Raw genomic sequence first — 26,644 nt, 5'->3', positions numbered from 1 at the left:
AATAAGGACCTGACCCCAGGGTTACTCCACGGGGCCGGCGACGACGATGACGAGGTTGTCGGGGTGGAGGTACTCGTGCGCCACGCGGCGGACCTCCTTTTCCGTCACGGCGGCGAAAAGCCCCGGGCAGCGCTCCAGGTAATCCAGGCCGAGCCGGAAGAACTCCATCTCCGCGAGCGCGTCGGCGACCCCCGCGTTGGTCTCCCGCACCCGCGGGACGGCGTTGACGAGAGCCTCCCGGCTCCGCAGGAGCTCCGCCTCCGCGGCCCCGTCGCCCTTCATCCCGAGGAGCTCGTTCCTGATCTCGCGAACCGCCTCGGCCGCCTTCTCCGGGTTCACGCCGGCACGGACGAGGAAGACCCCCGCGCCGCGATACGGGATGAACGCACTGGAGAGATGGCGCGCGCCGTCCCGCCCCTCCCGGAGGAGGCGCGTGAGCCGCCCCCCCGTCCCGAAGCCGCCGAGCAGATGGTTCATGAGCTGCAGGGCGCAGCGGTCCGGGTTGTTCCAGGCGACGCCGCGGCTGCCGACGACGATCTCCGCCTCGCTCCCGCCGGGGAACCGCAGCATCTCCCATTTCGTCTCCACCGGAAGCGGCGGCGCCATGAGATTCGCCGCTCCCGCCACGCCGCGGGTTTCCCACGACCCGAAATGCGCCTCGATCGCCGCGGCCGCCTCCTCCGGGGCGACGTCCCCTGAGATCACGATCGTCGTCGTCCGGGGGGAGTAACGCGCCTCGAAGAAGCGCGCAAGATCCTCCCGCCGCAGCGCGCCCACGCTCCTGGCGTCCCCTGCGACCCGGTGCCGGTACGGGTGCCCGTGCGGGTAGATGAGCTCGTACGCCCTGTCCACGGCGGCCGCGGCGGCGTCCCGCGCGTCCTCCTGTATCTCGGCGAGGAGGGCGCCCCTGAGCATCTCGACCTCCGCGGCGGGGAAGACCGGCTCGCGGAGCATCTGGGAGAGCAGTTCCGCCACCAGCGGAAGCTTCCCGCGCAGCATCCGCACCGACAGCGACGCCCGGTCGCGTTCGCACGAGATTCCGAGCTCCGTGCCGGTGGAGTCCATCACCTCGGCGAGAAGCGCCGCGCTCATCGCGCGGCTGCCCCGGTCGAGCATCCGCGCCGTGAACTGCGCCAGCCCCGCCTTCCCCGCCGGGTCGAAGGAGCTTCCCGCGGCGATATCCACGCGCGCGGCGATCGTGGGGGAGGAGCGGTTCTCGCGCACGACGAGAACGAGCCCGTTCGGCAACACGGTGCGCACCGCGCCCAGCGCGGGACCGGGCGCCGCGGCCGCGGCGGCGGGGGGCGCCTCGGCCCCCCCCGCCCCGTTGTCCCCCCACGGCCAGAGGCGGACGCCCGAACGCCGGCGCGGGAATGCGGCGAACGCAGGCGCGGAGGCGTCGTCGCGATAGTCGGCCGGGCCCCTCCCCGTTTCGACCGGACGCCTGCCGCCGCCCGCTTCGCCGGAGGGCAGATTCCAGCCGACGGTCCTGGTCTGTTTCGTCAGGTTCCGCTCCGCCGCGGCCCTGACATCCTCCGCGCTGACCCGGTCGAGCTCCTTGAGAAACGCCCACGGGAACGACGCGTCGCCGATCGTGGCATAGTACCCCAGCATCTGCGCCCACCCCCCCGCCCCCTCGCAGTCGTAGATGAAACGCGCCCGGAGACCGTTCACCGCCTTCCGGAACTCCGCCTCGCCGAGCCGCGCCGCGGCGGCCTCCTCCATCACGCGCACCGCCGCCTCCTCCAGGCGCGCCGGGTCGACGCCCCGGGCCGCGGTCGCGTAGACGCAGAAGACGAACGGCTGCTTCGTCGGGATGAAAAGCGATCCCGCCTTCGACGCGAGGCCCGTCTCCACGAGCCCGCGGTGGAGGCGGGAGGATCGCGCCGCAGGCCCCCGCCACTCCGCACCGTGCGCCGTGAGGGTGTCGGCCCCCCCGAGCGCCGCGTTCAGGACGAGGAGCGGGACGACGTCGCGGTCCCCGACAGCGGGGGTCCGGTAGAGCAGCTGGAGACAGGCGGTTTCCCCGCCCCGCTCGATCTGCACGCGGCGCTCGCCGCGCTGCGCGAGCTCCTCTGTCCGCGACGGCTCGAGCGGCTCGCCCGGCGGGAGGGCGCCGAACGCCCTGCGGATCGACCGGAGCGTCTGCTCCTCGTCGAAGTCGCCCGCCACGACAAGCGTCGCGTTCGAGGGGCAATAGGCGCGGCGATAGAACCGGTACAGCTCTTCGCGGGTCGTCTTCTCCACGTCGCGTCGCCGGCCGATCGCCGGCCATCGGTACGGGTGCGCGGCGAAGGCCGCGGCGGTGGTCTCGATATCGAGCAGCTTCTCCGGGTCGTTCTCGAGCGTCTGGAGCTCCGAGATGATCGCCGCGCGCTCCGTCTCGACCGTTTCGGGGAGAAAGAGGGCCGCCGCCATGCGCTGCGCCTCGATATCGAGGACGAGGTCCAGCGCCCCCTTCGGGAGCGTTCCGAAGAAACAGGTCTGGTCGAGCCAGGTGCAGGCGTTCCAGGCGGCGCCGGCGCGTTCGAGGAGCTCGTGCATGCGCCCGGGCTCGTAGCGCTCCGTCCCCTTGAACGCCATGCGCGCGCACCAGTGCGCCGCTCCCGTGATCCCCGGGCGCTCGTCCGCGGAGCCGGCGCGGACGCCGGACCAGACGGAGACGAGCGGGGCCCCCTCGACCCTGAGGAGGATGACGTCGAGCCCGTTGGCGAGGCAGCGCTGCCGCACCGCCCCGGGGAGGGACGCCGGCCCCGCGGGGATCGCCAGCAGCGCGCTGCAGAGCAGCATCAGGGATCCGGTATTCATCGGAATGCGGGCGCGGCGTGCCGCCGGGGGGCCCGCCTCATCCCTCCGGATGCGCAAACGATTCGATCCCCCGCAGGGCCCGGTCGAGGCGCAGCACGAACGCCCTCCCGCCGGGATCCCCGGGGAGGGCGTCTGGAGGGAGCTCCGCGAGCGCCGCGAGGGCGTCGTTGAACGCGGTGGCGGCGACGAGCATGTCCCCGCGCGAACGCATCCGCCGGGAGAGGGCGAGGAACCGTTCCGGCTCATCGAAGATCCCGCCGGCGTCGACGCGGGCGACGGAGATCGCCGCGGCGCCGGCGCCGAGCGAGGCGAGGACGGCGGCCCGCGCGCCCGGGTCGACGGCGAGGCGCGCATCCAGCAGGACGAAGCGGCGCGCGGCCCCGGCGCCCCCCGTCTCGCGGTCGAGCAGGTCGAGGAGCGGCCGGCTGTGCGGCGAGGCGAGCGCGAACCGGACGGCCTCCTCGAGTTCGCCGGGGCCGGCCGGATAGGGGGCATGGCGCCTGGGCGGCGCCGTGTTCTCGATGAAGAGGAGGAGCGGCGCCACGTTCGCCGCGCTGCGGACGGCCGACTGGATGATGGGCCCCATGTTCTGGAGGATCTGGAACGGAAGCCGGAGGACGTAGATGGGAAGGCGGAACAGCTCGATGAACGCCACGTTCATGATCCTCGCCGTCTGCGCGAGCTCTGCGCAACCGGCGGCGAGGAGGAGCGCCGCACCCGTCGCGAGCAGGAGGATTCTTTTCATTCGGCGACGCGCCTTCCTCGATCCGCGACGGGGGAAAGACGGCGGGACGCCGACGGCTTCCGCGCGGCACAACGGGTTCATCCGCCGCGCCGCCCCCGGACGGGCGGGAACCGCGCGGGGCGCCCTACTCCACCGGCTCCGTGGCCGCGGGTTGCGCGAGCTCGGCGGCGGACGGCTCCGCGGGAACCGGAACCTCCCCCGCCGTCGCCGTCAGCGTCGGGGCGGCCTCCGCTACCGGGGCCGCCGCGGGCGGCGGTGAGGGGGCCGGGAGGGTCCATGCCACGGTGCGGTCGGCGCCGTAACAGTCCACGCGGTCCACGCGGGCCACCCAGTAGAGGTTCCCCAGTTCCCGCTCCAGATCATCCGCCGGCCCCACCGTGCACCAGATCTTCACCGGGTAGACCGTGTCGAGCTCCATCCTGTCGAGCAGCTCCTGGGCGAGCTGCTCCCCGGCAACGACGGTGACCCGCTGCCTGTTCAGATGGGGGGGGACGTACTCCCCGCGCTCCATCGCCCTGCGGCTCCTCTCCCCCTCCTTCACGGAGATTCCCAGGCAGTAGTAGTCGAACTCCTTGACGATCCTCCACTCGAGTTCGACCTGCTCCAGCACCAGCGGGACCCCGACGAAGAGCTGGGGAAAAATGCTGAGATCGGGCAGGGTCACCGGGCGCACCGTTTCCGCGGACCAGGCGCAACGCGCGCCGGCGAAAATCAACGCGGCAATAAGGAACTGTCGGCGCATCTGGGCACCTCCGTCATCGAACCACACCGCACACCGGGCATCGTCCCGCCGGTCCCCCTCACCCACCGGTCTTCACTATAGCACCGAACCCCTCCGCCCGCAACCCGATTGAACCGTTCAGGGGGCGGGCGGCGGAGAAGGCGCTCGGCCGCCTGTCTCCGCCTCCGCCTGGGAATCTCTCCTTCGAATCCACTCGATCTGCTCCCTGTCGATCGTGACGGCCCCATCCCCCTGCCCGCCGGACATGATCACCTCGACCCCGTCCTTGGTTTCTCCGAGGATCCGACAGCGCACGGCGGTGCAATCCTTCAACCGGATCCAGTCCGGGTAGCCGAACCCGTCATGCGCCCGCGCGCCGGGGGCGGGGAGAAACGCCAGGAGCCCCGCAAGGCCCACCGCTCTTCTCATCGCGTTCACCTCCTCTGCTCCTCGGGGACCCGCGCGCGGTATTCGTCCCGGAGCGGTTTCGACACCATCGTCATCCGCATCCGGGCCTCGTCGAGCACGAGTTCCACATCCGGGTGGCTCCGCGCCACGGGCGCCTGGCACCGCTCCTTCAAGGCTTGCAGCAGCGCGGCGGTCTTCCCGGAGTCCGTGCGCGAGTACGGGTACTCCGCCTTCATCCACCAGAGCCGCCCCCGGTCGTCGAAGCTGAAGTACAGCCCCAGCATCTTCCCCGACAGGTTCAGCACCTGGTACTCACCCCACTCCCCGCCCCGCGACCTGCGCATCTTGGCGGGTGAGATCCGCGAGACCGCCTCCTGGATCTCGTCTTTCGTCATGCCGAAGGCGATCCCGTAAAACCGGAACTCCCCGTTTTCGTCGATCAGGGGGACCCCGGCTGTCTGCGAGACCGGCGGCGAGGGGCGCGCGCGGTCCCGCGCGAGGGGCTCGCGAAGCCGGAGACGGCCGTGCACGAAGCGCACGCGCGTCTCCGCCCCGACCAGAGGCGGGACCAGGTAGTCGTAGTCGTTCAGCGGGTTGGGGATCCCCGGAAAATAGCGCGCGCGGTAGACCCAGACCTCGACGCCGCTCCCCGGCCCCTTCGCGACGAACACCTCCGCCGGGCTCCCGGCGGCGGCGCGCACCTGCGCCCGGGTCATCCCGTCGCGGAGTCTGCCGGTGTCAACGCCCGCGCACCCGCACAGGAACGCCGCCGCGACACACGCCGCCGGCTTGAATCCTCTCATCGTCCGCCCCTTTCCTTCGGGGGCCCCTTATCGAGGCGGCGTGGCCGCCTGCAGGAGCGCCTCGTACCTCCGGTTCGCCTCGAGCGCATCCTTCGTCCCCGGCTTCTCCCGGATTACGCGCCGGTACCCCTCGAGCGCCTCCTGCGGGTCGTTCAGGAGCGTCTCCTTCACCAGGGCGATGTTGAGGAGAAGATGGAACCCCTCCTCGCGGTCGGGATAGCGCGCGAGGATATCCTCGTACGTCCGGACCGCCTTCTCGTACTGCTTGACCTTCCTGTTTCTGCAGAGCTCAGCGACCCTCCGCAGCGCGTGCGGGGCCTCGTCGGATGCGGGGTAGTCGCGGGCGATACGCTCGTACGAGCCGATCGCGGCCTCGTAGTCCGCCGCCGCGCCCCCCTCCTCCTGGAGGAGCCCCATCTGGTACAGCGCCTTGGAGGCGTACGGGCTCGCGGGGTGGTTTCGGTGGACCCTGTCGTACGCGTCGATCGCCTTCAGACGCTTCTCCTTCCGGCCGAGGTCCAGCATGCCGAAAAACCCCGACGGCTTCAAGCACTCCGCGATCCGGTACTGCGCGTCGGCCCGCAGGGAGCCCTGTGGAAAAAGATCGAGGAGGCGCCTGTACTCGGCGAGGGCGAGCGTCGTCTCCCCGGCCTGCTCGTAGATCTGGCCGATCCGCATCTGGGCCTTCTCCGCCCAGCGCGGCTCCACCGTCTTGAAGTTCTCCAGTACGGCGCGCATCGACGTGACGGCGTAGCGCCTGAGGTCCTCCTTCGTCATGTCCGCCGCGGCGTAGCTCTCCGCCTTCGCAAAATCCGCCTCCGCCCCGACGGGCGGCGCCGGGGTTCCGGGGGGCGCGGATGCGCGGGGCGGGGCGGCTTCACGCGCCTGTGCGACAGAAGGGGTCGCCGTGTCGCGGACCGGCGCCGACGCGGAGACGGGGGGCTGCGTCGCGGTCGGCGCCGCGGCGACGGGCGGAATTGAAGGCGCGGTCTTTTCTTCGACCGCGGGGACCTCTTCGGGGGTGGCCCGGGGAGGGGTGCCGGCGGCGCCGCGGGGCGCCCTGCAGCCGCGCGCGGCGGGGATGGCGATCACGGCGGCGGCCAGCAGGACGCCCGCCGCCGCGACGCGGCGGGTTTTGCCGCGCATCGCGGTCGTCGCCCGCTCCCCGGCGGACTTCACCGTGTGGACGATCCTGTCCATCACGCCCGGCTCCTCGCCGAGCGCCGTCTGGAGGAGGCGGGCGAGTTCCCCCGCGCTCTGGAACCTCTCGGCGGGATCGGGCTCGAGGCAGGTGAGGATGATCTGGTCGAGGGCGCGCGGGATCTCCGGGTTGAGCTCGCTCGGGCGCTTGAAGTGCCCCACCGGGATCTGCCCGGTGAACATCTCGTAGAGGATGATCCCGAGGGCGAAGATGTCGGCGCGGCAGTCCACGTTGCGCGCGTCGCGGCGCTGTTCGGGGGCCATGTACTCGATCGTTCCCATCGCGATGTTCGACTGGGTGAGCGTGGAAAGCTCCCCGGCGGACTGGGCGAGCTGGACGAGCCCGAAGTCCGCGACCTTCACCGCGAGGGAGTCTTTGGCGATGAGGATGTTCGACGGCTTCAGATCGCGGTGCACGATCCCCTTCGCGTGGGCGTAGGCGAGCGCGCGGCAGACCTGCGTCGCAATCTCGATGAGCTGCCGGAAGGTGAGCGCCTGGCCCTTCAGGAACGCGTCGAGGCTCAGTCCGTCGACGTACTCCATCACGAAGTAGCAGGTGCCCTGCTCGCTCCCCCGGTCGATGATCTGGATGATGTTCGGGTGGCTGAGGCGCGCGATCGTCTCCGCCTCCCGGTCGAAGCGCGCGATGAACTCCTTGTCGCGCGCGAAGCCGGGCGGCAGCACCTTGATGGCCACCGTGCGGTTGAGGGAGGACTGGATCCCCCTGTAGACCACCGCCATCCCGCCGCGGCCGATCTCCTCGACGATCTCGTAGTGTCCGAGCCGCTCGATTCGTGGCTTCTGCATCGCCGTCCCCCCGCGCCCCCTCCCGTCCGCGGCGTTCCCCTACCCCGGCAGCATCCGGTACACCTCGACCGCCGCCGCCTTGCCCTGCACCTCGACCGGCGGCATCCGCTCGGCCCGCAGCGCGCCGCCCATCGCCTCGCGCGCCGGGGCGCTCAGGAGCACCTCCCCCCCGCGGGCCGCGGCGCCCAGCCGGGCGGCGAGGTTCACCGCGTCGCCGATGACCGTGAGCTCCATCCGCTGCTCGGAGCCGATGTTGCCGTAGAGCACCTCGCCGGCGGTGATGCCGATGCCGATGCGGAACGTCTTCCTCCCCTGCGCCTCCCAGCGTGCGTTGAGCATATCCATCGCCGCCTGCATCTCGGCCGCCGCGCGGGCGGCGCGCAGCGGATCGTCCGGGTGCGGCACCGCGGCCCCGAAGACGGCGATCAGGGCGTCTCCGATGAACTTGTCCACCGTCCCCTCGTGGCGAAAGACGATCTGGGTCATCTCGGCGAAGTAGTCGTTGAGCATCCCCACCACCTCGTTCGGCGGGAGCTCCTCGGAGAGGCGGGTGAAGCCGCGGATGTCGGAGAAGAGCACCGTCACCCCCCTGATCTCCCCGCCGAGATTGAGCTCGCGCGTGCCGTCGAGGATCTGGTCGACGGCCCCCGGGGGGAGATAGCGCTGGAGGTTGCTGCGCCGGCGGACCTCCTGTTGGATCCTCCGGTAGAGCACGGCGTTCTCGACGGCGAGCGCGGCCTGCGCGGCGATCCCCGAGAAGAGCTGGAGGTCCTCCTCGCGAAACTCGCCCGACGAGACACGGTTGGCTGCGTGGATGACGCCGAGCACCTTCTCCTCGCGCACGAGCGGCACGCACATCGTGGACATCATCCGGAAACGGGCCACGCTCCTGGAACCGCTGAACCGGCTGTCCGCGGAGGCGTTCGAGCTCAGCACGGCGACCCGTTCCCGGATCACCTTGTCGAGGATCGTGCGGCTCACGGCGACCGCCTCCGGCGTCGCCGTGGACGCCTTCGACCGGAAGATGCGGAGCTTCATCGCCCCGGTCGCCTCGTCGCGCAGCATGATGAACGCCTCGTCGGGGCGCAGCACCTCGAAGACGATCCCCATCAGCGTCTTGAGGAGCTCGTGGATGTTGAGCGTGGCGGACACGGTCCTGCCGACCCGGTACAGAACGGCGAGATGGCGATGCGCGGTGCGGAGCAGCGCGGGGTCGGCCGCCTCGTCGTCCAGACCGACCCCGCGCATCGGATCGACCTCCAGCACGGTGTGCACCAGCGGCTCGGCGACCTCGTCCGCCGCCGGTTCGTCCTGCGCGGCCGCCCGGTAGACAAACGTGGCGCGCCCGATCGCGATCTCGTCCCCGTCCCCCAAGACCGCCCGTCGGATCCGCGTCCCGTTCACGAGCGTCCCGTTCTTGCTGCCCAGATCCTCGATCACGGCCTCCCCGCCCGGGCCGAGATGGACGGCGGCGTGGCGGCGGGAGACGCCGAGACTCTCCAGGGTGATGGCGCAATCCCGCCCCCGGCCGATCGTCGTGGTGCCGGGATCGAGCTCCCGGAGCAAGCCCTGCGCGGTGCCGTCCCTGATGAAGAGCCGTGGCATTGCGCGCTCCGTGGCCTTGCCCGCGGGATGGGTCACCGCGGGGGCGGCTCGACCGCGTACTTCTCGAGCACCGCCAGGGCGGCGCCGGCGCCCTGCCACCCCTCGACGCGGGCCTCCTTGTCGTGCTCGAGCAGCTTGTAGGTGCTGAAGAAGTTCTCGATCTCGGAGAGCCAGTGCTTTTGAAGGTCCGAGATATCGTTGATCCCGTCGAAGCGCGGGTCGGCGACCGGGACCGCCAGTATCTTCTCGTCGACGCCGTGCTCGTCGCGCATCTGGAGCACGCCGATCGGCCGCACCTTCACGCGGCAGCCGGGGAACGTCGGCTCCTCGACGATGATCAGCACGTCGAGCGTGTCGCCGTCCGCCGCCCGGGTCCACGGGATGAAGCCGTAGTCGGTCGGGTAGTGCACCGACGAGAAGAGAACCCGATCGAGCCGTATCGCCCCGGTCGAGAAATCGTACTCGTACTTGTTCCGGCTCCCCTTCGGTATCTCCACCACCGCGTCAACGGGTGCACACCGCGCGTCACTCATCTCCCGCCCCCCTCTTCTCCCCGCCGCCGCGTCCATGCGGCGGTTCAGATCGTCTCCTCCGCGTCAAGTTCCTCCGGAGAAGGAACGGCGGGCGCCTCCTCCCCCGGGGCGGTCTCCTCGGGCGGGTACTCGCCGATCTCATCGAACCCCACGTCCCCGAATCGCTCGATGTAGTCCCCGTAGACGTAGTACGGCCCCTTGGTGATGCACCCGGCGGCGGCGAGCGCCGACGCGAGAACAGCGCAGATCAGCATCGTCTTCATCGTCCCTCCCTGGAGAGTCCCCCGCCTCGAAACCGGCGCGTCAGCCAGCCCTATTCTACTGCGGGGTGCCGCACCGCGCAAGATCCTTCCGGGCCGAAGCGGAGAGAGGCGGCGAAAAGCCGTTTCCCCGCCGCCGCCGGCGCCGTACAATGGTGCGGATCGGAGCACGGAGACGGCGATGAGACAACGCTCGAGGGTCGCGGTGGCGCGCTGCCGAAGCTACGACGGCGACGCGGTCCGCCTTGCGCTCGGGCGGGCCGTGGCGCTGCTCGGCGGGATGGGCCGTTTCGTCGTTCCGGGGCGCGCCGTCCTCCTCAAGCCGAACATCCTCGCGCCGCATCCGCCGGAGAAGGCCGTCACCACGCACCCCGCGGTCGTCGAGGCGGTGATCCGCCTCGCGCGGGAGGCCGGCGCGGCGCCGCAGGTCGGCGACAGCCCCGGCTTCCACCCCCTCAGGAAAGCCGCGGCCGCGTCGGGGATCGCCGCGGCGGCCGCGGCCGCCGGCGCCCCCCTCGTCTCGTTCGACGACGGGGCGGAGATCGAAACGCCGGAGGGGTGCACGGTCAAGCGGTTCGTCGTGGCGGGGGCGGTCAGGCGGGCGCCTGCGATGCTCTCCGTCCCGAAGTTCAAGACGCACGGCCTCACCGGCATCAGCGCCGCGGTGAAGAACCTCTTCGGCTGCATCCCCGGGCTGAGGAAGGCGGAGCTGCACTGCCGCTTCCCCGACCCGGAACTGTTCGCCCGGATGCTCGTCGACCTCGCCTTCGCGGTGTCCGCGCGGCTCCACCTCCTCGACGCGGTCGTCGCGATGGACGGAAACGGCCCCGCCGCGGGAGACCCGTTCCCGCTCGGCCTTCTCATCGTCGGGGAAGACCCTGTCGCCGTGGACTCGACCGCGTGCCGCGCCGCGGGGATCGACCCGCAACGGATCCCCCTCCTGCGGATCGCCGCGGAGCGCGGCCTCGGGAACGCGCGCGAGGAGGAGATCGAGCTCCTGGGCGAAACAATCGAGACCGTGCGCGTCGGCGGATTCCGCGCCGGGCAGCCGGGGGGCGGAGCGGGGGCGCACCGTCTCCCCGCCTTCGCCGAGCGCGCCGTCAAGCGCTGGTTCGCCCGCAGGCCCCGCATCCTGCACCGCGCCTGCACCCGATGCGGCGCCTGTGTCGCCGTCTGCCCTCCGCGCCCGAAGGCCCTCTCCCTCGCGGGGGGTAGGGTCGGGGTCGACGACCGGCGCTGCATCCGCTGCTACTGCTGCAGCGAGGTCTGCCCCTCCCGCGCGATCCGCCTCAGGCGCGGGTTCGGAGCGGGCCCCGTGGCGAGGATGCTGAAGCTCTGACCCTCGACGCGTCGCCGCGGGAGACGCGAAAGCCCCCGCCGCGGCGATTCCGGAGACGCTATCGGGGGAGATCGTTCCTCTTGATTTTCGCTTTTCTTTCGCGTACCCTTGTACCGGATGCATCGCCGCGGGGGGAGAGCCGGCCCGGGCCCCCGATGGCGGGAAACGGACAAGGCGAAACGGAGGCGCCCATGTACCTCACGAAGCGTCAGCGCCAGATCGCGGATTTCATCGGGGGGTTCATCTCGCGGCGCGGCTACGCCCCGAGCATCGCGGAGATCGGGAAGCGGTTCGGCCTCTCCTCGGTCGCCACCGTCCACGCGCACCTGCGGAACCTGGAGCGGAAGGGGGCCATCAGCCGCAGGCCGCGCCGGAGCCGCTCGATCGAGCTCCTGCCGGCGGAACGGATCCGGCTCGACGCGGTCGAGCTCCCCCTCCTCGGCCTGATCGCCGCCGGCGAACCGATCGAGGCGCTCGCCGTCCCGGAGACGATGGCCGTGCCGAAGGAGTTCGCGGGGGGGGAAAACGCCTTCGCCCTCAGGGTCAGGGGCGACTCGATGATCGAGGAGGGGATCCGCGACGGCGACTACGTCGTGGTCGAACGGCGCGCCGTCGCGCGCAACGGCGAAACGGTGGTCGCCCTGATCCGCGGCGAGGAGGCGACGCTGAAGATGTTCCGGCAGGAGGGGACGCTGGTCACGCTCGTCCCCGCGAATCCCGCCGTCGAACCGATCACCGTCCGGGCGGACGAGGTGGCGATCCAGGGGGTGGTGGTCGCGGTCTTCAGGAAGTACCGCTGAACGCCCCCGCCGCGGCGAGAGAGCAACGGGTGCTGCGTGGAACGCGTGATACTGCACCTCGACATCGACGCATTCTTCGTCTCGGTCGAGCGGCGCGCGAGGCCGTGGCTCAGGGGGCGCCCGGTCGCCGTCGGGGGCGACCCGGCGCGGCGCGGCGTGGTGGCGTCGGCCTCCTACGAGGCGCGGGAGCGCGGCGTCCGCGCCGCGATGCCGCTCGCCCTGGCGAAGCGCCTCTGCCCCGACTGTGTCTTCCTCCCCGCCCGTTTCGACGACTACGCGGCGGCGTCGGAGGGGCTCTTCCGGACGCTCGGCCGCTTCACGCCCGACATGGAGCCGCTCTCGATGGAGGAGGCGTTCCTGGACCTGACCGGCTGCCGCCGCCTTCTCGGCCGGCCGCTCGCGGCCGCGGAGCGGATACGCATGGAGGTGAAAGGCGGCCTGGGCCTCGACGCGACGATCGGCGTCGCGTCGAACAAGCTCGTCGCGCGGGTCGCCTCCGCCCTGGCCAAACCCAACGGGATCTGCCGCGTGCTCCCCGGCGCCGAGGAGGCGTTCCTCGCCCCCCTCCCCGTTCGAGTGCTCCCCGGCGTGGGGCCGCGGGCGGAGGAGCGGCTCCGGCTCCTCGGCGCCGCGACGGTCGGAGAACTCCGCCGGCTCGACGGGAGGATACTCGCCGCCGCGCTCGGCCCGGCGGGGAGCCGGCTGGCGGAAGCGGCGCGCGGGGAGGACGGCGGCCCGGTGGCGCCCCGCGGGGAGGCGAAATCGATCGGGCGGGAGACCACCTTTCCCGCGGACACGCTCGACCGGGAGAGGATACTGGCCGAGCTCTCCGCTCTCGCGGCGGAGGCCTGCCGGGCGCTGCGGGAGGCGGGGCGGCGGTCTCGGACGGTGACGCTCAAGCTCCGCCACGCGGATTTCACGACCGTCACCCGCTCGGCCCCCCTCCCCGAGCCGACCGATCTGGACGCGGAGGTCTTCGCCGCCGCCGCCGGGCTTCTCGGGAAGGCCTGGACGCGCAGGCTGAAGGTGCGCCTCGTCGGCGTCCGCCTCTCGGGCATCGAGGGGGGCGGCCGGCAGTCCTTCCTGCCGATGGGAGGCCCCGACCGGGAGAGGTTGCGGCGCCTCTACGCCGCGATGGACCGGGTGCGCGCGCGGCACGGCGACGGGGCGATCGCGGGCGGGGCGGCGCTGCTGCGGCGAACCGGGGGGCGGCTTCAGCCTATCGGGCCATGACCGGCTTCACGCACCTCCACTGCCACGGCGCCCACTCCTTTCTCGACGGGGCGAGCGGCATCGGCGATCTCGTCGCGCGCGCGGCCGCCCTCGGGATGGAGGCGCTCGCCCTCACCGACACGAACGGCCTCTATGGCGCCGTCCCGTTCTGCCTCGCCGCGAGGGCGGCGGGGGTGCGGCCGATCGTCGGCGCGGAGTTGCGCGACGCGACGGCGCGCCTCGTCCTCCTCGCCCGCACCCCCGACGGGTACCGGAAGCTGTGCGCGCTGATCACCGCCTTCCACCGCTCCGGGAAACGCCTCCTCGCCGCGCCGGGGGGAGGCGCGGGGTTCCCCGCGCGCCTCCGCGCCCTCCTGGCGGACGGCGACCCCGACCTGTTCGCCCTGATCCCCGCCTGCCGCCTGCTCCGGCTCCTCCCGCGCGGCGCCCCCCCGCCGGGGCTCTTCCTCGAGACGCCCGCCGCCGCGGGGGCGCCGAGGATCGCGCGGCTCGCCCGGCTCGCCGCGCGCCTCCGGCTCCCACCGGTCGCGACGGGACCGGTCGTCTTCGCCCGTCCGGAGCGCCACGCGCTGCACCGCGTCCTCGCGGCCGTGCGGACGCGCGCGACCGTCGGGACGCTCCCGCCCGGCGCGCTCGCCCCCCCCGGGGCGTGGCTGCGGAGCGGGGAGGAGATGCGGCGCATCTTCTCCGCCCTCCCCGCGGCGGTCGAGAACGCCCGCCGCATCGCCGACGCGTGCCGCCTCGAGCTCCCCCTCGGGCGTTTCCACCCTCCCCTCCTCGTCCCCGCCGGCGGGGAATCGGCGGCGGAGCGTCTCCGCCGGCTCTGCCGCGAGGGGCTCGCGCGGCGCCTTCGCCCCCCGTCGGCCGCGGCGCGCGCGCGCCTGCGGCGCGAGCTCGAAGCGATCGGACGCCTCGGCTTCGACGCCTACTTCCTCGTGGCGCACGACATCGTCCAAGAGGCGGGGCGCCGCGGCATCCCCGTCATCGGCCGCGGGTCGGCGGCGGGGTCGCTCGTCTCCTACTGCCTCGGGATCACGCATGTCGACCCGCTCGCCCACGACCTCTACTTCGAGCGCTTTCTCAATCCGGCCCGGCGGACGCCGCCGGACATCGACCTCGACCTCGCCTGGAACCGGCGGGACGAGATGCTCGCGTACGTCTTCGCGCGCCACGGGACCGACCGCGCGGCGATGCTCTCGACGCACGTCACCTTCACGGCGCGCCTGGCCGTGCGCGAGATCGGGAAGGCCCTCGGCGTCCCCATCGCCGAGATCGACCGCTGGACCAGACATCTCCCGCACGCCCCCGCCGCCTCGATCCCGGCCGCGGCGCAAACCCTCCCCGAGTGCCGCGGGCTGCCGGTCGACCGCGAGCCGCTCCGCACCGTCATCCGTCTCGCCGCGGCGATCGAAGGCTTCCCTCGCCATCTCGGCGTGCACGCGGGGGGGATCGTGGTCGCGCCGTTCCCGATCGAGCGGGTCGTCCCGCTGGAGCCCGCCGCGAAGGGGGTCTTGGTGACCCAGTGCGAGATGCGCGCCGCGGAGGCGTTCGGGCTGGTGAAGATCGACCTCCTGGGGCAGCGGTCGCTGGCGGTCCTCGGGGACGCGCTCGACCTGATCGAGGCGAACCGCGGAACGCGCCCGGACGTCCGCGACGCGGAGACGCTCTTCGGCGACGCCGGGGCGGCGTCGCTCATACGGGAGGGGCGCACGATGGGCTGCTTCTACATCGAGAGCCCGGGGATGCGGCAGCTCCTTAAAAAACTCGACGTCGCGACCTACGGGGACCTCGTCGCCGCGAGTTCCGTCATCAGGCCCGGCGTGGCGGAGAGCGGGATGCTGCGGCAGTACGTGGACCGCCACCGGGGGCGGGAGAAGGCGGTCTTCCTCCACCCGGGGATGGAGTCGATCCTCGCCGAAACGCACGGCGTGATGATCTACCAGGAGGACGTGATGCGCGTCGCGCACCTCGTCGCCGGGATGACGATGGAAGAGGCCGACCTGTTGCGGCGGGCGATGAGCGGCAGGATGCGGTCGCGGGAGGCGATGCGACAGACGAAGGAGCGGTTCGCGGCCTCCGCCGCCGGGCGCGGCATCCCCCCCGCCGCCGCCGCGGAGATCTGGCGGCAGATCGAGAGCTTCGCCGGCTACGCGTTCTGCAAGGCGCACAGCGCCTCGTTCGCCCTCCTCTCATGGCAGGTCGCCTTCCTGAAGGCGCACTGGCCGGCGGAGTTCATCGCCGCGGTCCTCTCCAACGGCGGCGGCTTCTATCCCGCCCAGGCGTACCTCGACGAGGCGCGCCGCCTCGGGCTCGCGGTGCTCCCGCCGCACGTGAACAGGAGCGGGGCGGCGTTCGATGCGGGACCGGGCTGGATACGCGCCGGCCTCGGGCGGGTGAAAGGCCTCCGCGGCGAGACCATCCGCCGCATCACGGCGGCGCGAACGACCGGGGGGCCGTTCGTCTCGATCGAAGACCTTGTGCGCCGCGCCGGGCCCGACAGGAGGGAGGCGGAGCGCCTCATCCTGTGCGGCGCCTGCGCCGGCCTCGGCCGCTCCCGGCCGGAGATGCTCCGCGCACTGTACCTGTGCGGCGGCCGACGGCGCCGCCCGGTCGAGCTCCCCCTGTTCGGGGACGCCCCCGCGGCCGCCGCCGCATCGGCATGCCGGGGCGCCGGGACGGCGGCGTCCGCAGGCCCGCACCCCCCCTCCCCGGCCCCCCGCGTTTCGGAGTACGACGCCCCGACCGCGCACGCGCTGGAGCGGGGGATCCTCGGCGCGCACGTAACCGCCCATCCCCTCGAGGCGGTCGGAGCGGCGGAGACCCCCCCGGGGTTCATCAGGGCGGTGGCGCTCGACCGGCAGGCGGGAAGACGGGTCGCGCTCGTCGGCTGGCTCGTCTGCACGAAACGGGTGCGGACCTCGAGGGGGGGGCAGATGCGCTTCCTGACGTTCGAGGACGCGACCGCCCTGTTCGAGGCGGTCCTCTTCCCCGACGCCTACCGGCGTTTCGGGCACCTGCTGCGATCGCCCGGCCCGTTCGCGGTGCGCGGCCTCGCCTCGGACGACGGCGGCGCGGTCGTCCTCAAGATCGACCGGCTGGAACCGTTCCCCGCATCGTCTCCGCGGCGCACGCGGCCGGGAATATCCCCCCCGAAGATGCTACACTTGGCCCCGTGAAACTGCTCTGCATCTCCCGGAAGCATCCGCCTTCGGTGGGCGGGATGCAGGCGATGAACCAGGCGCTCATCTCCCGCCTCGCACGCGACACCGACGCCACGGTCGTCGCGTGGGGCGGGTCGCAGTGGTTCCTCCCCTTCTTCCTCGCCTGGGCGCTCCTCCGTTCCCTGGCCCTGCTCCCCCCCCGTCGCAGGCCCGACGCCGTCTACCTCGGGGACGCGCTCCTGGCTCCGTTCGGCCTCCTCCTGAAACGGCTCCTCCGGCGCCCCGTCGCGGTCACCGCGCACGGGCGCGACATCACCTTCCGGTTCCCCCTCTACCGGACGGTCGTGGGATCGGCCCTGCGCCGGCTCGACCGCGTCGCGTCCGTGAGCCGGCACACGGACGGCCTCTGCGCCGCGACGGGCGTCCCCGCCGAACGCCGCCGCATCATCCCCAACGGCGTCGATCCCGACGCGCACCGGGCAGGCCCCGCCGACCGGGAGGCGGCGCTGCGCTGGCTCGCGGGGCGCGGGATCGACCGGTCCCGCCCCATGCTCCTCACCGTCGGGCGGCTGGTGAAACGAAAAGGGGTCGCGCGCTTCGTCGGGGAGGCGCTCCCCGCGCTCGCCCGCCTGCACCCGGACGTTCTGCTGATTGTCGTCGGCGAGGGGAGGGAACGCGCGTCGATCGAGAGGCGGATCGCCGAACGCGAGATGGAACGGCACGCGCTGCTGGCCGGCGCGCTCCCGCCGGAGCTCCTGCGCGGGCTCGCAGGCGTCGCGTCGGTCTTCGTGATGCCCAACATCCCGGTGGAGGGCGACGCGGAGGGGTTCGGCCTCGTCGCGCTCGAGGCGGGGTGCGCGGGGCTCCCGGTGGCGGCGTCCGACCTGGAGGGGATCCGCGACGCGATCGTCCCCGGGATGAACGGCGCGCTCATCCGCTGGGACGACACGGAGGGGTTCGTCTCGACCGTCGCGGCGCTCCTCGCCGACGCGGGGCGGAGGGCGGCGGCGGGGGAGGCGGCGCGGAGATTCAACCGCGAGCGCTTCAGCTGGGACGAGGCGGCGCGCCGCTACCTCGCGATGCTGGAGTCGCTGGCGTCCGGGGCCGCCCCTCCCCCCGCCGCCGAGGCGTAGCCGTTCGCCCTTCCGGGGCCCGCGCCCGCGGGAACCGGCTCACCCGCGTATGCCGAAGCGGTCCCTGAGCGTTTCCATCCACGCCGCCTCGAGCCCCTCGAGGTCCTCGGCGATCGACTTCCGGAGGGCGGTATCGAGGCTGTCGCCCCCGTCGAGACAGTCCAGTATCCTGCGCAGCGTGTACATCCCCGAGCGGTCCACGACCGTCGCCGTTACCGAGAGGGCCTGGGCGTAGGCGAGCCCCGCGCGCGGGCCGGAGGACCCTTTCAGCGCCCCCGAGAGCCGCGAGAGGGGGATGAGCGTGCCGCGTTCCATCGCCCCCTTCAGCATCGGGTCCTTGCTCCCGTCCCACCCGGCCGACAGAAACTCGGCGATCCCCTCGTTCAGCCAGAGGGGGCAGCGGTCGTGCGTCAGGAAGTGCACGGCGGCGTGCGCGTACTCGTGGACGATGACCCGCCGGAGCTTCTCGCGGTCCCGCTCGCTGTCGAGCCCCCCCGCCGGCACGCGGATCTTCCCGTCGTAGAGCCCGCCGACGCCCACGGAGACGTCGAGCAGCTCGCGGAACTGCCGCGCCGTGTAGATGACGACCGCGATCCTCTCCGTCGGGTAGAACGCCAGGGCCGACCCGACGGCGATACGCGCCTCATCGAGGGCGTCCACCACCGCTCTGCCGATCCGATAATCCTTCGCCCCGTCGAAGCTCACCGTGAAATGGGCGTGCCGGTCCACGGAGAACCCTTTCTCCACCTCATACTCGCGCTCGATCCTCTCCGCCAGGGCCGCCGACTCCGAATCCGACGGATCGATCCGGACCGCCTCCCGCAACTCCTCGAGCGCCTCCTCCATCCGCCCCTTCCAGTAGAGGATGCGGCCGCACATCCGCCGCGCGGCGGCGTCGCGCGGGTCGCGGTCGAGGACGGCCCGGTACTCCTCGAGCGCCTCCTCGCGCCGGTTGTCACGGTAGAGGGCGGCGCCGAGCCCCCCCCTGAGCACCGTGCTCTCGGGTTCGAGGGCGACGGCGGTCCTGAGCAGCCCGGCGGCGTCCCCGTATCTCCGCGCCTGCGTCAAGGCGGAGGCGGCGTCGCTGTAGCCGGCCGCGAGGTTGTTCCTGACCGTCGCGTCCGCGGAGTTCGCCGCCGCGGCCTGATCGAGCCAGCTCACGGCGGCTTCGAGGTCGCCGCGCGCGGTGCAGCCCTGCGCCTCCTCGAGACAGGCGGCGGCGAAATTCTTGGCCACCGTTTCGTTTCCGGGCAGGAGGCGCCGGGCCGCCGCGAGCCGCGAGACGGCCTTCTTGAGGTCCCCGTGCCGCAACGCCGCGACCCCCTCGTTGTTCAGGCGGAGCCCCTCCTCCCCGGGCGACGCGGCGAGCGCCGCCGCCGGGATGAGGAGGAGGAGCGCCGATCGGACGAGGTCAGCCGTCCTCTTCATGCGAGTACCCCCGCACCTCGATCGAGAGCGCGCCGATGAGGTTCAACAGCCGGGCCTGGGAGAGGAGATCCCCCTCGACGAACCGAATGTGCGTGGCGTCGGCCTGCGTCTGCCCGAACGTCGGGTCCACGGCGATCCATTTCCCCACGAACGCCTCCGCCCACTGGTGGTAGTAGAAGCCGTCGTCGCAGTAGACGATCCCCGAGACCTCGCGGGCGGGAAGCCCCGCGGCGCGCGCGAGCGCCACGTAGAGAACCGAGTGCTCGGTGCAGTCCCCTCCTCCCGCCTGCAGCACGTCGAGGGCGTTCGAGAACGACGCGCTGAACCGCTTGGCGAGGTTCCCGTGCACCCAGCGCACGAGGAGATCGCTCGCCGCCCGCGCGTCGCGCTCCGCCCCGACGATCTGACGCGCCTTCTCCACGATCGCGGGGCTCTCGCTCTGGATGAAGAGTCCGGGGGCGAGCTCGCGCGGGAATTCGCTCCTGGGGAGCGGGAGGCGCGGCGAAACGGCCTTCGACAGATCCTCGACCTTCACGGTGAGCAGCAGCTCCCCGCCGGGCCCCTCCGCGTACGACTGGCGTTCCGATTCGACGAGGAGGGCGCGGTCGTGCACTCCCCGCAGGGCCGCCCGCAGCACCCGGACCCGCGCCGGGTCGACGATCCTCACCCCGGTGCGTATCGCGCTCGACAGGACGACGTCGCTCCGGTAGTCGAGGCTTTTGGCGCTCTTCTCGTCCTCGAGCCGCATCGTGAACACCCCGCCCACCTGCGTCTCGAGCACCTCCCCGGAGGCGGTGAGGAGCGACCGCGACGAGATCCCCATCTCCTTCAGCGTGGTCTCGACCGTGTAGACCTCCGTGGAAACGCCCCCGAGCGGCCGGCGGGAGACCGCCGCGACCCGGCTGACCGCCGTCACGCTCCTCCCCATTCGCGGCTGGTACTGCGAGAAGGAGATCTCGTCCCCCACCCCGGCCCCCTCGCCGACGAGCCGCTCCTCGGCGAGGTAATCCTCGAACCGCTCGGGGGGGAGGCCGATCAGCTCCTCCCGTTTCTCGCCGCCGACGATCGAGGTGACGCGCATCCTGTCCCCCTCCCGTGTGCCGGCGATCCTCGTCATCGCCCCGCCCGTGTTCGATTCGTCCGCAAACGATTCGAGCCCCTCCTCCAGGACGTACACCCGCTCCTCGGTGATCGACATCTCCTGGGGGACATCGTGCATCTCCACGCGCGCGGTGAGCGCAAGGCGCACGACGACCGCCGGTTTCCCGCGGCGCGTCGCCTCGCTGATCTCCGACTCCGCCCACCCGATCTTCCCGCCGAGGAAGTAGATGCCGTACCATCTCTTCCCCAGGTGCTTCGCGAGATCGGGCGGGGCGGCGCGGGAGGGGACGGCGGCGCAGCCGGCGGCGCACAGGAGCCACAGCGCGGCGACGAGGCGCACAGAGGTTCTCATCCGGTTCTCCTCCCGACGACACGCCCTATGATACACTATCGGCGGGGAGGCGGCAAAACGCGCGCGGCTGTTCGGCCCCCGTTTGTCCGATGCCCGACCGTATGACCGCATCAGTGGCGGTCGTCGGCGCCGGCCCCGCCGGCTCGACGCTCGCGGCCCTGCTCGCCGGGGCGGGGATCGACACGGTCATCTTCCACGCCGCCCGCGGCCCCAAGCACTGCGGCGGCGGCATCCCGCCGCGCGCCTTCGACCGGATGCCCCTGCTGCGCCGGCTCGCCGCGCCCCGCGCCGACGCATGCCGCATCTCGTTCTTCGCTCCCGGCGCCGGGGCGGCGCCTTCGATCGAGCTGCCCCGCCCGATCTCGGTCTTCGACCGCGCCGCCTTCGACCGGGCGCTCCGCGGCGAGGCCGAAGCCGCGGGCGCCCGCCTCGTGGCCGAGGGCGTGCGCCGCATCGAACGGCGCGGTTCCTCCTGGGCGATCGAAGCCGGCGGAAAGGCCTGGCGCGCCGGTTTTCTCGCGGGCGCCGACGGGGCCACCGGCATCGTCCGGCGCCTCCTCTCGACGCCGTTTTCCGCCGAGGCGCTCTCGCTCTGCGCGGGCTACTACCTCGCCCCTCCCGAGCCCGGCCGCATCTCGATCGGCTTCGTGGGAGGGGCGGCGTCGTACGCGTGGCTCTTCCCTGGGCCGTCCGCCGCTTCCGCAGGGATCGTTGCGCCGCTGGCCGGATCGCGCGGCGAGCGCCTGCGGAGGCGCCTGCGCGCGTGGCTTGAGGCCTCGCACCCCGGCGTCCGCTTCGACTGGTCGAGGCCGTATGCGGCCCTCGTGCCGACCCCCGGCCTGCGCGCGGGGCGGGTCGGCGGCGGCGGGTGGGCGCTCGCAGGCGACGCGGCGGGTTTGGCCGACCCCGCGACGCGCGAGGGGATCTACTACTCGATGCGATCCGCAGCCCTCCTCGCGCGCTGCATCGTCCGCTCCCGGCCCGCCGCCTACCCGGCGCTTCTCCGCCTCCTCCTGCTCGGCTGGCACGGCCAGACCCTCCTCGCGCGCCGCCTGTTCTTCACCGAAACCGGCGTCGAGCGCTTCGTGTGCGCACTCCGGTCGCGCCCCGCGGCCCGCCGGGCGGCAGGCCGCTTCATCGCGGGGCCGCCTGGATGCGGGCGCTTCGCGCTCGATTTTCTGATCTCGTCGCTCCGGGCGGGGGAATAATCCGCTACAGATTGCGGCGGAATAGGTTGGGGATTACCCCTTACCCGGCCTCCTTTCGTTATTCTCCGCGACACCTTTTCCGGCGCTTTTCCGTTGAAATCCGCCCACGATTTTTGTAAGATAGTTACAAAGTCAGGAGGTAGTGCTCGATGAAGCTGAATCAGGGTGATGTGCTGGTGTGCGGGCCCGAGGGCGGTTGCGGCCTCAAGGTCGTCGTGATTGAGGTCTGCGACGAGATGGAGTGCGATCTCGTCTGCTGCGGCAGGAGCATGGTTTCGTTCCAGAAGAAGGGCGAACCGGAGACGTGGAAGCAGTTCGTCAAGGAGCAGGATCCCGAGGCGTGGAAGAAGCACGCCGCGAAGCCGAAGAAGGCCTGATCTCGTTTCCCATACGAAGCGAAAGGCTCCCCGCGAAGGGGAGCCTTTTTTTCTGCGCGTCTCCCGCCCCTTTCCCTACCTGATCTCCACCTGTTCCTGATCCACGAAGCCCGGGATCGCGTATTCCACCGCCGGCGGCGCCCCCGCGGGGACGAGCCCGGCGATGAACGTAAACCCGGCTCCCCGCAGATAGTCCGGTATCGAATCCATATGGAAAAGCGTCCCCCCCCAGACCTCGGTCAGGCCGGGGACCGACCGGACAAGGGGCCGCACGCCCGAAACGAGCGCCCCCGGGTTCGCGAGGTCGAACGACCACGCCCCTCCCGCACCGAGCACCACCCCGTACGCGTCGAACGTCTCTTCCAGGGGCTGTACCGACACCTCCGCCGTGAATTCGTCGCCCGCGGAGGGACTCGTGCTGTTCACCTTCAGGTCGAGCGGTGGCTGCGTCTCTGTCGGTTCCGGCGTCGGTGTGAGCTCGGGCGTCGGGGTCGGGGTCGATGCGGACGCCGCGCCGAAGCAGTAGCACACGCTGTCGAACGAGCCGATCTGGACTGTTCCGCCTAGGCCGATGGAGGGGGACGATAGTACGGGCCCCGCCGTGCGATAGCTCCAGGCGAGCGTTCCGATGCTGTCCAGCGCGTACACCCCCCCATCGAAGGATCCGACGAAGATCATCCCGTCCTCGTCGACGGCCGGCGACGAATGCACGTACCCGCCCGTGACGTAGCTCCACCTGAATGTCCCGTCCGTGTTGAACAGATAGACGTTGCCGTCTCCCGACGCCGCGACGATCCCCTCCGCCCCGATCGCGGGCGAGGAACTGACGTCGTCCCCCGTCGCGTAACTCCAGGCGAGACCGCCCGACGAGTTGAATGCGTAGAGATTGCACGGGACCGGGGTTTTTCCAGGGTCTATCTCCCCCACGTAGACCGTCCCGTCCGTCCCCACCGCCGGGGACGACTCGCCGATGGTTTTCCCAGTATCGTAACTCCAGGCGAACGCGCCGTCCGCGCCGAGGGCGTAGAGCCTCCCGTCCTTGGATCCTACGAATACGCGCTCCCCCTCCATGGAGGGCGACGAATGGACGTCGCCGGCGGTTTCATAACTCCAGGCGAGCACCCCCGCGGGCGAGAGCACGTGGAGGCGGTTGTCCGCCGAACCCAGATAGATGCATCCGCCGGAATCGACGGCGGGCGACGATCGCGCGATGAGGCCCCCGGTCTCGTAGCTCCACTCCAGCGCCCCGCCGAGGGTGCAGGCGAACAGGCGACCGACATACGAGGCGACGTAGACGCGCCCGGCGTCTCCGTCGAAGGCCGGGGAGGTGGAGACGAAGTTCCCCGCGTCGTAGCTCCAGGCCAGGGTCCCGGAAGACGACATCGCGTAGATCCGATTGTCATAGGAGCCGTAATAGGCGGTCCCGTCCGAGCCGACGACCGGGGACGACTCGATGGTGTGCCCCGTGGCGTACGACCAGGAGAGCGCCACCGTCGCGCATCCGTGCAGTTGGCTCGCGCCGGTGCGCGCGGGATTGCAGCGGAACATCGGCCACGGGTCCACTTGCGCAAAACAGGACGTCCCCGCCGCCCATACCGCCGCGATCATCGCACCTCGGATGAAGAGTTGCATCGCCTCCTCCTTCCATCAGGCGCCCTGCGCGGGGCACGTTCCCCGTATCACGCCCGAAGGATCGCACAGCGGCGGCGGGAGGTTGTCACCACAATGCAACCGGAATGTAAAAAATGCCGTGCGACACGCCCGGCACGCAGGGCAGGCCCGACAAATCCGGCGAAATCCCCTGTTGACCCCCGCACGCTCCTGGCGTACCATTGCACCGGTTCTTTGGCACGGAGAGGGAAAGCGGTGAGAATCCGCTGCTGCCCCCGCAACTGTAAGCGGCGAAGGGACACGCCCTCCGGTCACTGGTGCAAGCGGCCGCCGAGGCCGCCGTGCCGGGAAGGCCGGAAAGGGACGCATTGCCGCGAGCCAGGAAACCTCGCGTCGCTGTATTCTCCGGGGTGAGAGAAGCTGATCGGCCGATTCTGCAGCCCTTCGCTCACGCGGAGGGCTTTTTTTTTCGCCCGCCTCCCGGGGAGGATACGCGCACCGCATTGATGCATTGAATGAAACCGTCAAGGATCGCGCTCCTCGCCTCGGCTGTACTGTTCGTATGGGCGGCCCTGTTCGCCGCCTCCCGGGCGCTCGACCGCCGCGCCTCCGCCCCCCCGGCGGCACGGAACGGCGCCGGGGCGCCGCGCCCGTTCAGGCGCCTCCTGTACCCCGCAACCGTCGTCACCCGCTTTTTCGGCGCCGGTGACTCCACGCCCGAGGCCTCCGAGCCGGAGCCCTCCCCCGCGCCTTCTCGTGAATCGACTCCCGTCCCCCCCTCCGCGCGCGCGCGCGACGGCGGCGGGGAGGGCGAAGAGGCGCCCGCCGCCTCACCGGCTGCTGCGGCGCGCCCCTCCGCGGAGGCCGGGGCGGCGCCGGAGCCCGAAGCGGCCTTGCGGATCACGACCGCGGCGCTGCCGCCCGCGGTGACCGGGACCGCGTACTACGTTCCGCTCTTCGCGGAGGGGGGCACGCTCCCGTACGCCTGGCGCCTCTCCTCGGGGGCCCTGCCCGCCGGGATCGAGCTCGACGGGACGCACGGGATGCTGCGCGGGACGGCGCGGACCGCGGAGACCGCCCAGGTCGGTCTCGCTGTCGTCGACGCGGCGGGGAGGCGGGCGGAGTCGGTCTACGTCCTCGCCGTCACGGACGGCGGGGGGATCGCGTACGAGCGCCCGCAGGGCAAGATCACCGAGCCGCTCTACATCACGACCGGGGCGCTCCCCGAGGCGGTCGCGAAGGAGGGGTACGCGGCGAAACTGGAGGCGACCGGCGGGACCCCGCCCTACGCCTGGTCGATCGTCGCCGGCGCCCTTCCCGACGCGCTCTCGCTGGAGCCGGCGAGCGGCCTCGTCGGCGGGGTCCCGTCCGCCGGGGGCCGGTGGGTGTTCAGGGCGATGGTCTCGGACGCCGGCTCGAACGCCGACGTCGCCGAGTACGCCCTCACCGTCCGCGGGGTGGAGCTCCTCATCCTGACCGAAACGCTGGCGGAGGGGCTCGTCGGCGCGCCGTACGAGCAGACGCTGGAGGCCTCCGGCGGGACCCCCCCCTACGAATGGCGGATCCATCCGGGCGCCCTCCCGGCCGGCCTCAGGATCGACCCCGCGCGCGGCGTCATCGGCGGCACGCCCGGGGAGCCCGCCGATCTGCTCGTCACGGCGCGCGTAACCGACGCGCAGGGGCAGGAGGCGGCCGCGGAGCTCGAACTCCTCGTCTACGCCGACGCGCTCACCGTCGTCACCTCCAATCTCCCGGACGCGACCCGCGACGCGGCGTACGAGGCGTCTCTCGATGCGGAAGGGGGGACCCCGCCGTACCGATGGTCGCTCCCGCGCGGCGGGCTCCCCTCGGGCCTCTCGCTCGACGCCGCCTCGGGCCGCATCCGCGGCACCGTCGCGGCGACCGCGGGCGACTACCCGTTCACGGCGGCCGTCGCCGACGCCGCGGCGGAGCAGGCGGAGAGGAACCTGGCGATCCGTGTCTCCGAACCCGCCCTCCTCTCCGTCTCCGGCCTCTCCGCCGCGCCCAGCGACCGGAAGGTCGCCCTCGCCTGGACCAATCCCGCGCACCCCGACTTCTCGTTCACCGTCATCCTCCGCTCCCCCGCCTCCCCCCCGTCCAGCCCCGAGGACGGCGTCATCGTCTACCGCGGCGCCGGGACGGAGTTCCTCGACACCGGCCTCGTCAACGACGCCGCCTGCCACTACGCCGCCCTCCCCTACACCGCCTCGGGCGTCGCGGGCGTCATCCCCGACGAGGCGAGGGCGGTCGCGGTCCCGCGCGAGGTGACGCTCGCGGGCCCCGCCGACCCGTTCGCCGACAGGGTCGTCTCGTTCAATCCGCTCTCGCCGGGCGGCTACGGTTCGTCGTCCCTCTCGTGGGCGCTCGGCGCCCCGCGCGGGGCGGGGGCGGCGATGGGGTCGACCCACGTCGTCTCCCTGCACGCCAGGGCCAACACCGACAACGGGGCGTCGGCGCCGTACGGGGGCAGCATCACGCTCGAGTTCACCGACAACCTCGTCGTGAACGGCCCCGGCCCCGATTTCATCGTCTTCGAGAACGCCTTCTTCGCCGGGGGCGACCCCCGGCGGCGCTGGATCGAGCCCGCGGTGGTCTCCGTGAGCAAAGACGGGGCGCTGTTTCACACCTTCCCCTTCGACTTCGTCCCGCACTACACGGACACCGGGGAACTCAACCTCTACAATCCGTACTGCTACCTCGACGCCGACGGCTCGTCGCGCGGCTTCGCGGGCGTCTCCCCGACGTACAGCAGCGGCGGCTCCCCCGACCCGCGCACGCCCGCGGCCGGCGGAGACGCCTTCGACCTCGACGCGCTCAACCTCGACTGGGTGCGCTTCGTCCGCATCACCGCCACGGGCGACGGCTGGCTCGTCGACCGGAACGGCGATCGCGTGCGGCACGTGACCGATCTGGGGTCGTGCTCCGGCGCCGGGTCGTCGGGATTCGACCTGGACGCGGTGTGCGCCGTGCACTACTAGGGACCGATGCGG

Annotated in this window: 20 protein-coding genes and 1 riboswitch; of the genes, 8 read left to right on the top strand and 12 right to left on the bottom strand. The window is 72.1% G+C overall.

From position 1 onward, the window contains the following. Positions 1-21 precede the first annotated feature (21 nt). The 9 genes from GXY35_03675 to GXY35_03635 all read right to left on the bottom strand — a co-directional run bounded on the left by GXY35_03675 (position 22) and on the right by GXY35_03635 (position 9,893). Complete coding sequence (locus tag GXY35_03675; GenBank protein NLW93688.1) at positions 22-2,790, bottom strand: insulinase family protein; 2,769 nt, start codon at positions 2,788-2,790, stop codon at positions 22-24. 55 nt (positions 2,791-2,845) lie between these two features. Further along, the gene (locus GXY35_03670; GenBank protein ID NLW93687.1) at positions 2,846-3,553 is read right to left on the bottom strand and encodes a hypothetical protein; all 708 of its coding nucleotides are present in this window, start codon (positions 3,551-3,553) and stop codon (positions 2,846-2,848) included. A 124-nt stretch (positions 3,554-3,677) separates the two neighbouring features. Then, positions 3,678-4,295 (bottom strand): hypothetical protein, encoded by a 618-nt coding sequence (locus GXY35_03665; GenBank protein NLW93686.1) that lies wholly within the window; start codon positions 4,293-4,295, stop codon positions 3,678-3,680. Between the two features lie 117 nt (positions 4,296-4,412). After that, the gene (locus tag GXY35_03660) at positions 4,413-4,703 is read right to left on the bottom strand and encodes a hypothetical protein (GenBank protein ID NLW93685.1); all 291 of its coding nucleotides are present in this window, start codon (positions 4,701-4,703) and stop codon (positions 4,413-4,415) included. Positions 4,704-4,708: 5 nt separating this feature from the next. After that, entirely contained in the window at positions 4,709-5,485 is a 777-nt protein-coding gene (locus GXY35_03655; GenBank protein NLW93684.1) for an outer membrane protein assembly factor BamE, read from the bottom strand. Between the two features lie 27 nt (positions 5,486-5,512). After that, positions 5,513-7,492, bottom strand: coding sequence for a protein kinase (locus tag GXY35_03650; GenBank protein ID NLW93683.1), 1,980 nt, complete (start codon positions 7,490-7,492; stop codon positions 5,513-5,515). A 39-nt stretch (positions 7,493-7,531) separates the two neighbouring features. Further along, positions 7,532-9,097 (bottom strand): FHA domain-containing protein, encoded by a 1,566-nt coding sequence (locus GXY35_03645; GenBank protein ID NLW93682.1) that lies wholly within the window; start codon positions 9,095-9,097, stop codon positions 7,532-7,534. Positions 9,098-9,129: 32 nt separating this feature from the next. Further along, on the bottom strand, positions 9,130-9,630 hold the full coding sequence (locus GXY35_03640; protein NLW93681.1) for an inorganic diphosphatase: 501 nt from the start codon (positions 9,628-9,630) through the stop codon (positions 9,130-9,132). Positions 9,631-9,674: 44 nt separating this feature from the next. Next, positions 9,675-9,893, bottom strand: coding sequence for a hypothetical protein (locus tag GXY35_03635; protein NLW93680.1), 219 nt, complete (start codon positions 9,891-9,893; stop codon positions 9,675-9,677). A gap of 178 nt (positions 9,894-10,071) precedes the next feature. Here GXY35_03635 and GXY35_03630 point away from each other — a divergent pair, with 178 nt between their 5' ends. The 5 genes from GXY35_03630 to GXY35_03610 all read left to right on the top strand — a co-directional run bounded on the left by GXY35_03630 (position 10,072) and on the right by GXY35_03610 (position 17,556). Then, on the top strand, positions 10,072-11,229 hold the full coding sequence (locus tag GXY35_03630; GenBank protein NLW93679.1) for a DUF362 domain-containing protein: 1,158 nt from the start codon (positions 10,072-10,074) through the stop codon (positions 11,227-11,229). A gap of 191 nt (positions 11,230-11,420) precedes the next feature. Further along, positions 11,421-12,029 (top strand): transcriptional repressor LexA, encoded by a 609-nt coding sequence (lexA, locus tag GXY35_03625; protein ID NLW93678.1) that lies wholly within the window; start codon positions 11,421-11,423, stop codon positions 12,027-12,029. Positions 12,030-12,065: 36 nt separating this feature from the next. Further along, positions 12,066-13,262 carry a DNA polymerase IV gene (dinB, locus tag GXY35_03620; GenBank protein NLW93677.1) on the top strand — a complete coding sequence of 399 codons (1,197 nt, stop codon included), beginning with the start codon at positions 12,066-12,068 and terminating at the stop codon, positions 13,260-13,262. Continuing rightward, positions 13,259-16,438, top strand: a complete 3,180-nt coding sequence (locus GXY35_03615; GenBank protein NLW93676.1) for a DNA polymerase III subunit alpha — start codon at positions 13,259-13,261, stop codon at positions 16,436-16,438. Before dinB ends, GXY35_03615 begins: the two co-directional genes overlap by 4 nt. Before the next feature lie 53 nt (positions 16,439-16,491). After that, entirely contained in the window at positions 16,492-17,556 is a 1,065-nt protein-coding gene (locus GXY35_03610; protein NLW93675.1) for a glycosyltransferase family 4 protein, read from the top strand. A 39-nt stretch (positions 17,557-17,595) separates the two neighbouring features. Here the strand turns inward: GXY35_03610 and GXY35_03605 are convergent, their stop codons facing one another. Both GXY35_03605 and GXY35_03600 read right to left on the bottom strand, forming a co-directional pair. Continuing rightward, on the bottom strand, positions 17,596-18,984 hold the full coding sequence (locus GXY35_03605; GenBank protein ID NLW93674.1) for a tetratricopeptide repeat protein: 1,389 nt from the start codon (positions 18,982-18,984) through the stop codon (positions 17,596-17,598). Beyond that, positions 18,968-20,437 (bottom strand): transglutaminase domain-containing protein, encoded by a 1,470-nt coding sequence (locus GXY35_03600; GenBank protein ID NLW93673.1) that lies wholly within the window; start codon positions 20,435-20,437, stop codon positions 18,968-18,970. The genes GXY35_03605 and GXY35_03600 overlap by 17 nt, the downstream gene beginning before the upstream one ends. 101 nt (positions 20,438-20,538) lie before the next feature. Here GXY35_03600 and GXY35_03595 point away from each other — a divergent pair, with 101 nt between their 5' ends. Both GXY35_03595 and GXY35_03590 read left to right on the top strand, forming a co-directional pair. Further along, the gene (locus GXY35_03595; protein ID NLW93672.1) at positions 20,539-21,645 is read left to right on the top strand and encodes an NAD(P)/FAD-dependent oxidoreductase; all 1,107 of its coding nucleotides are present in this window, start codon (positions 20,539-20,541) and stop codon (positions 21,643-21,645) included. 149 nt (positions 21,646-21,794) lie between these two features. Beyond that, complete coding sequence (locus GXY35_03590; protein NLW93671.1) at positions 21,795-22,022, top strand: hypothetical protein; 228 nt, start codon at positions 21,795-21,797, stop codon at positions 22,020-22,022. 75 nt (positions 22,023-22,097) lie between these two features. Here the strand turns inward: GXY35_03590 and GXY35_03585 are convergent, their stop codons facing one another. Further along, positions 22,098-23,654, bottom strand: a complete 1,557-nt coding sequence (locus GXY35_03585; protein ID NLW93670.1) for a PQQ-binding-like beta-propeller repeat protein — start codon at positions 23,652-23,654, stop codon at positions 22,098-22,100. 187 nt (positions 23,655-23,841) lie between these two features. Next, a riboswitch (cobalamin riboswitch) is annotated at positions 23,842-24,040 on the top strand. A 108-nt stretch (positions 24,041-24,148) separates the two neighbouring features. Here GXY35_03585 and GXY35_03580 point away from each other — a divergent pair. Next, complete coding sequence (locus tag GXY35_03580; protein NLW93669.1) at positions 24,149-26,632, top strand: hypothetical protein; 2,484 nt, start codon at positions 24,149-24,151, stop codon at positions 26,630-26,632. Positions 26,633-26,644 lie beyond the last annotated feature (12 nt).

Source organism: Chlamydiota bacterium (genome assembly GCA_012729785.1).
Lineage (GTDB): Bacteria > Auribacterota > Tritonobacteria > UBA1439 > UBA1439 > UBA1439.
Note: the sequence above shows the minus strand (reverse complement) of the source record. Positions and strands in the feature narration are given on the sequence as shown.

Coding starts and splice junctions, on each gene's coding strand:
- GXY35_03675 (NLW93688.1), bottom strand. CDS start 2,790: ATGCTGCTCTGCAGCGCGCTGCTGGCGATCCCCGCGGGGCCGGCGTCC.
- GXY35_03670 (NLW93687.1), bottom strand. CDS start 3,553: ATGAAAAGAATCCTCCTGCTCGCGACGGGTGCGGCGCTCCTCCTCGCC.
- GXY35_03665 (NLW93686.1), bottom strand. CDS start 4,295: ATGCGCCGACAGTTCCTTATTGCCGCGTTGATTTTCGCCGGCGCGCGT.
- GXY35_03660 (NLW93685.1), bottom strand. CDS start 4,703: ATGAGAAGAGCGGTGGGCCTTGCGGGGCTCCTGGCGTTTCTCCCCGCC.
- GXY35_03655 (NLW93684.1), bottom strand. CDS start 5,485: ATGAGAGGATTCAAGCCGGCGGCGTGTGTCGCGGCGGCGTTCCTGTGC.
- GXY35_03650 (NLW93683.1), bottom strand. CDS start 7,492: ATGCAGAAGCCACGAATCGAGCGGCTCGGACACTACGAGATCGTCGAG.
- GXY35_03645 (NLW93682.1), bottom strand. CDS start 9,097: ATGCCACGGCTCTTCATCAGGGACGGCACCGCGCAGGGCTTGCTCCGG.
- GXY35_03640 (NLW93681.1), bottom strand. CDS start 9,630: ATGAGTGACGCGCGGTGTGCACCCGTTGACGCGGTGGTGGAGATACCG.
- GXY35_03635 (NLW93680.1), bottom strand. CDS start 9,893: ATGAAGACGATGCTGATCTGCGCTGTTCTCGCGTCGGCGCTCGCCGCC.
- GXY35_03630 (NLW93679.1), top strand. CDS start 10,072: ATGAGACAACGCTCGAGGGTCGCGGTGGCGCGCTGCCGAAGCTACGAC.
- lexA (NLW93678.1), top strand. CDS start 11,421: ATGTACCTCACGAAGCGTCAGCGCCAGATCGCGGATTTCATCGGGGGG.
- GXY35_03615 (NLW93676.1), top strand. CDS start 13,259: ATGACCGGCTTCACGCACCTCCACTGCCACGGCGCCCACTCCTTTCTC.
- GXY35_03610 (NLW93675.1), top strand. CDS start 16,492: ATGAACCAGGCGCTCATCTCCCGCCTCGCACGCGACACCGACGCCACG.
- GXY35_03605 (NLW93674.1), bottom strand. CDS start 18,984: ATGAAGAGGACGGCTGACCTCGTCCGATCGGCGCTCCTCCTCCTCATC.
- GXY35_03600 (NLW93673.1), bottom strand. CDS start 20,437: ATGAGAACCTCTGTGCGCCTCGTCGCCGCGCTGTGGCTCCTGTGCGCC.
- GXY35_03595 (NLW93672.1), top strand. CDS start 20,539: ATGACCGCATCAGTGGCGGTCGTCGGCGCCGGCCCCGCCGGCTCGACG.
- GXY35_03590 (NLW93671.1), top strand. CDS start 21,795: ATGAAGCTGAATCAGGGTGATGTGCTGGTGTGCGGGCCCGAGGGCGGT.
- GXY35_03585 (NLW93670.1), bottom strand. CDS start 23,654: ATGCAACTCTTCATCCGAGGTGCGATGATCGCGGCGGTATGGGCGGCG.
- GXY35_03580 (NLW93669.1), top strand. CDS start 24,149: ATGAAACCGTCAAGGATCGCGCTCCTCGCCTCGGCTGTACTGTTCGTA.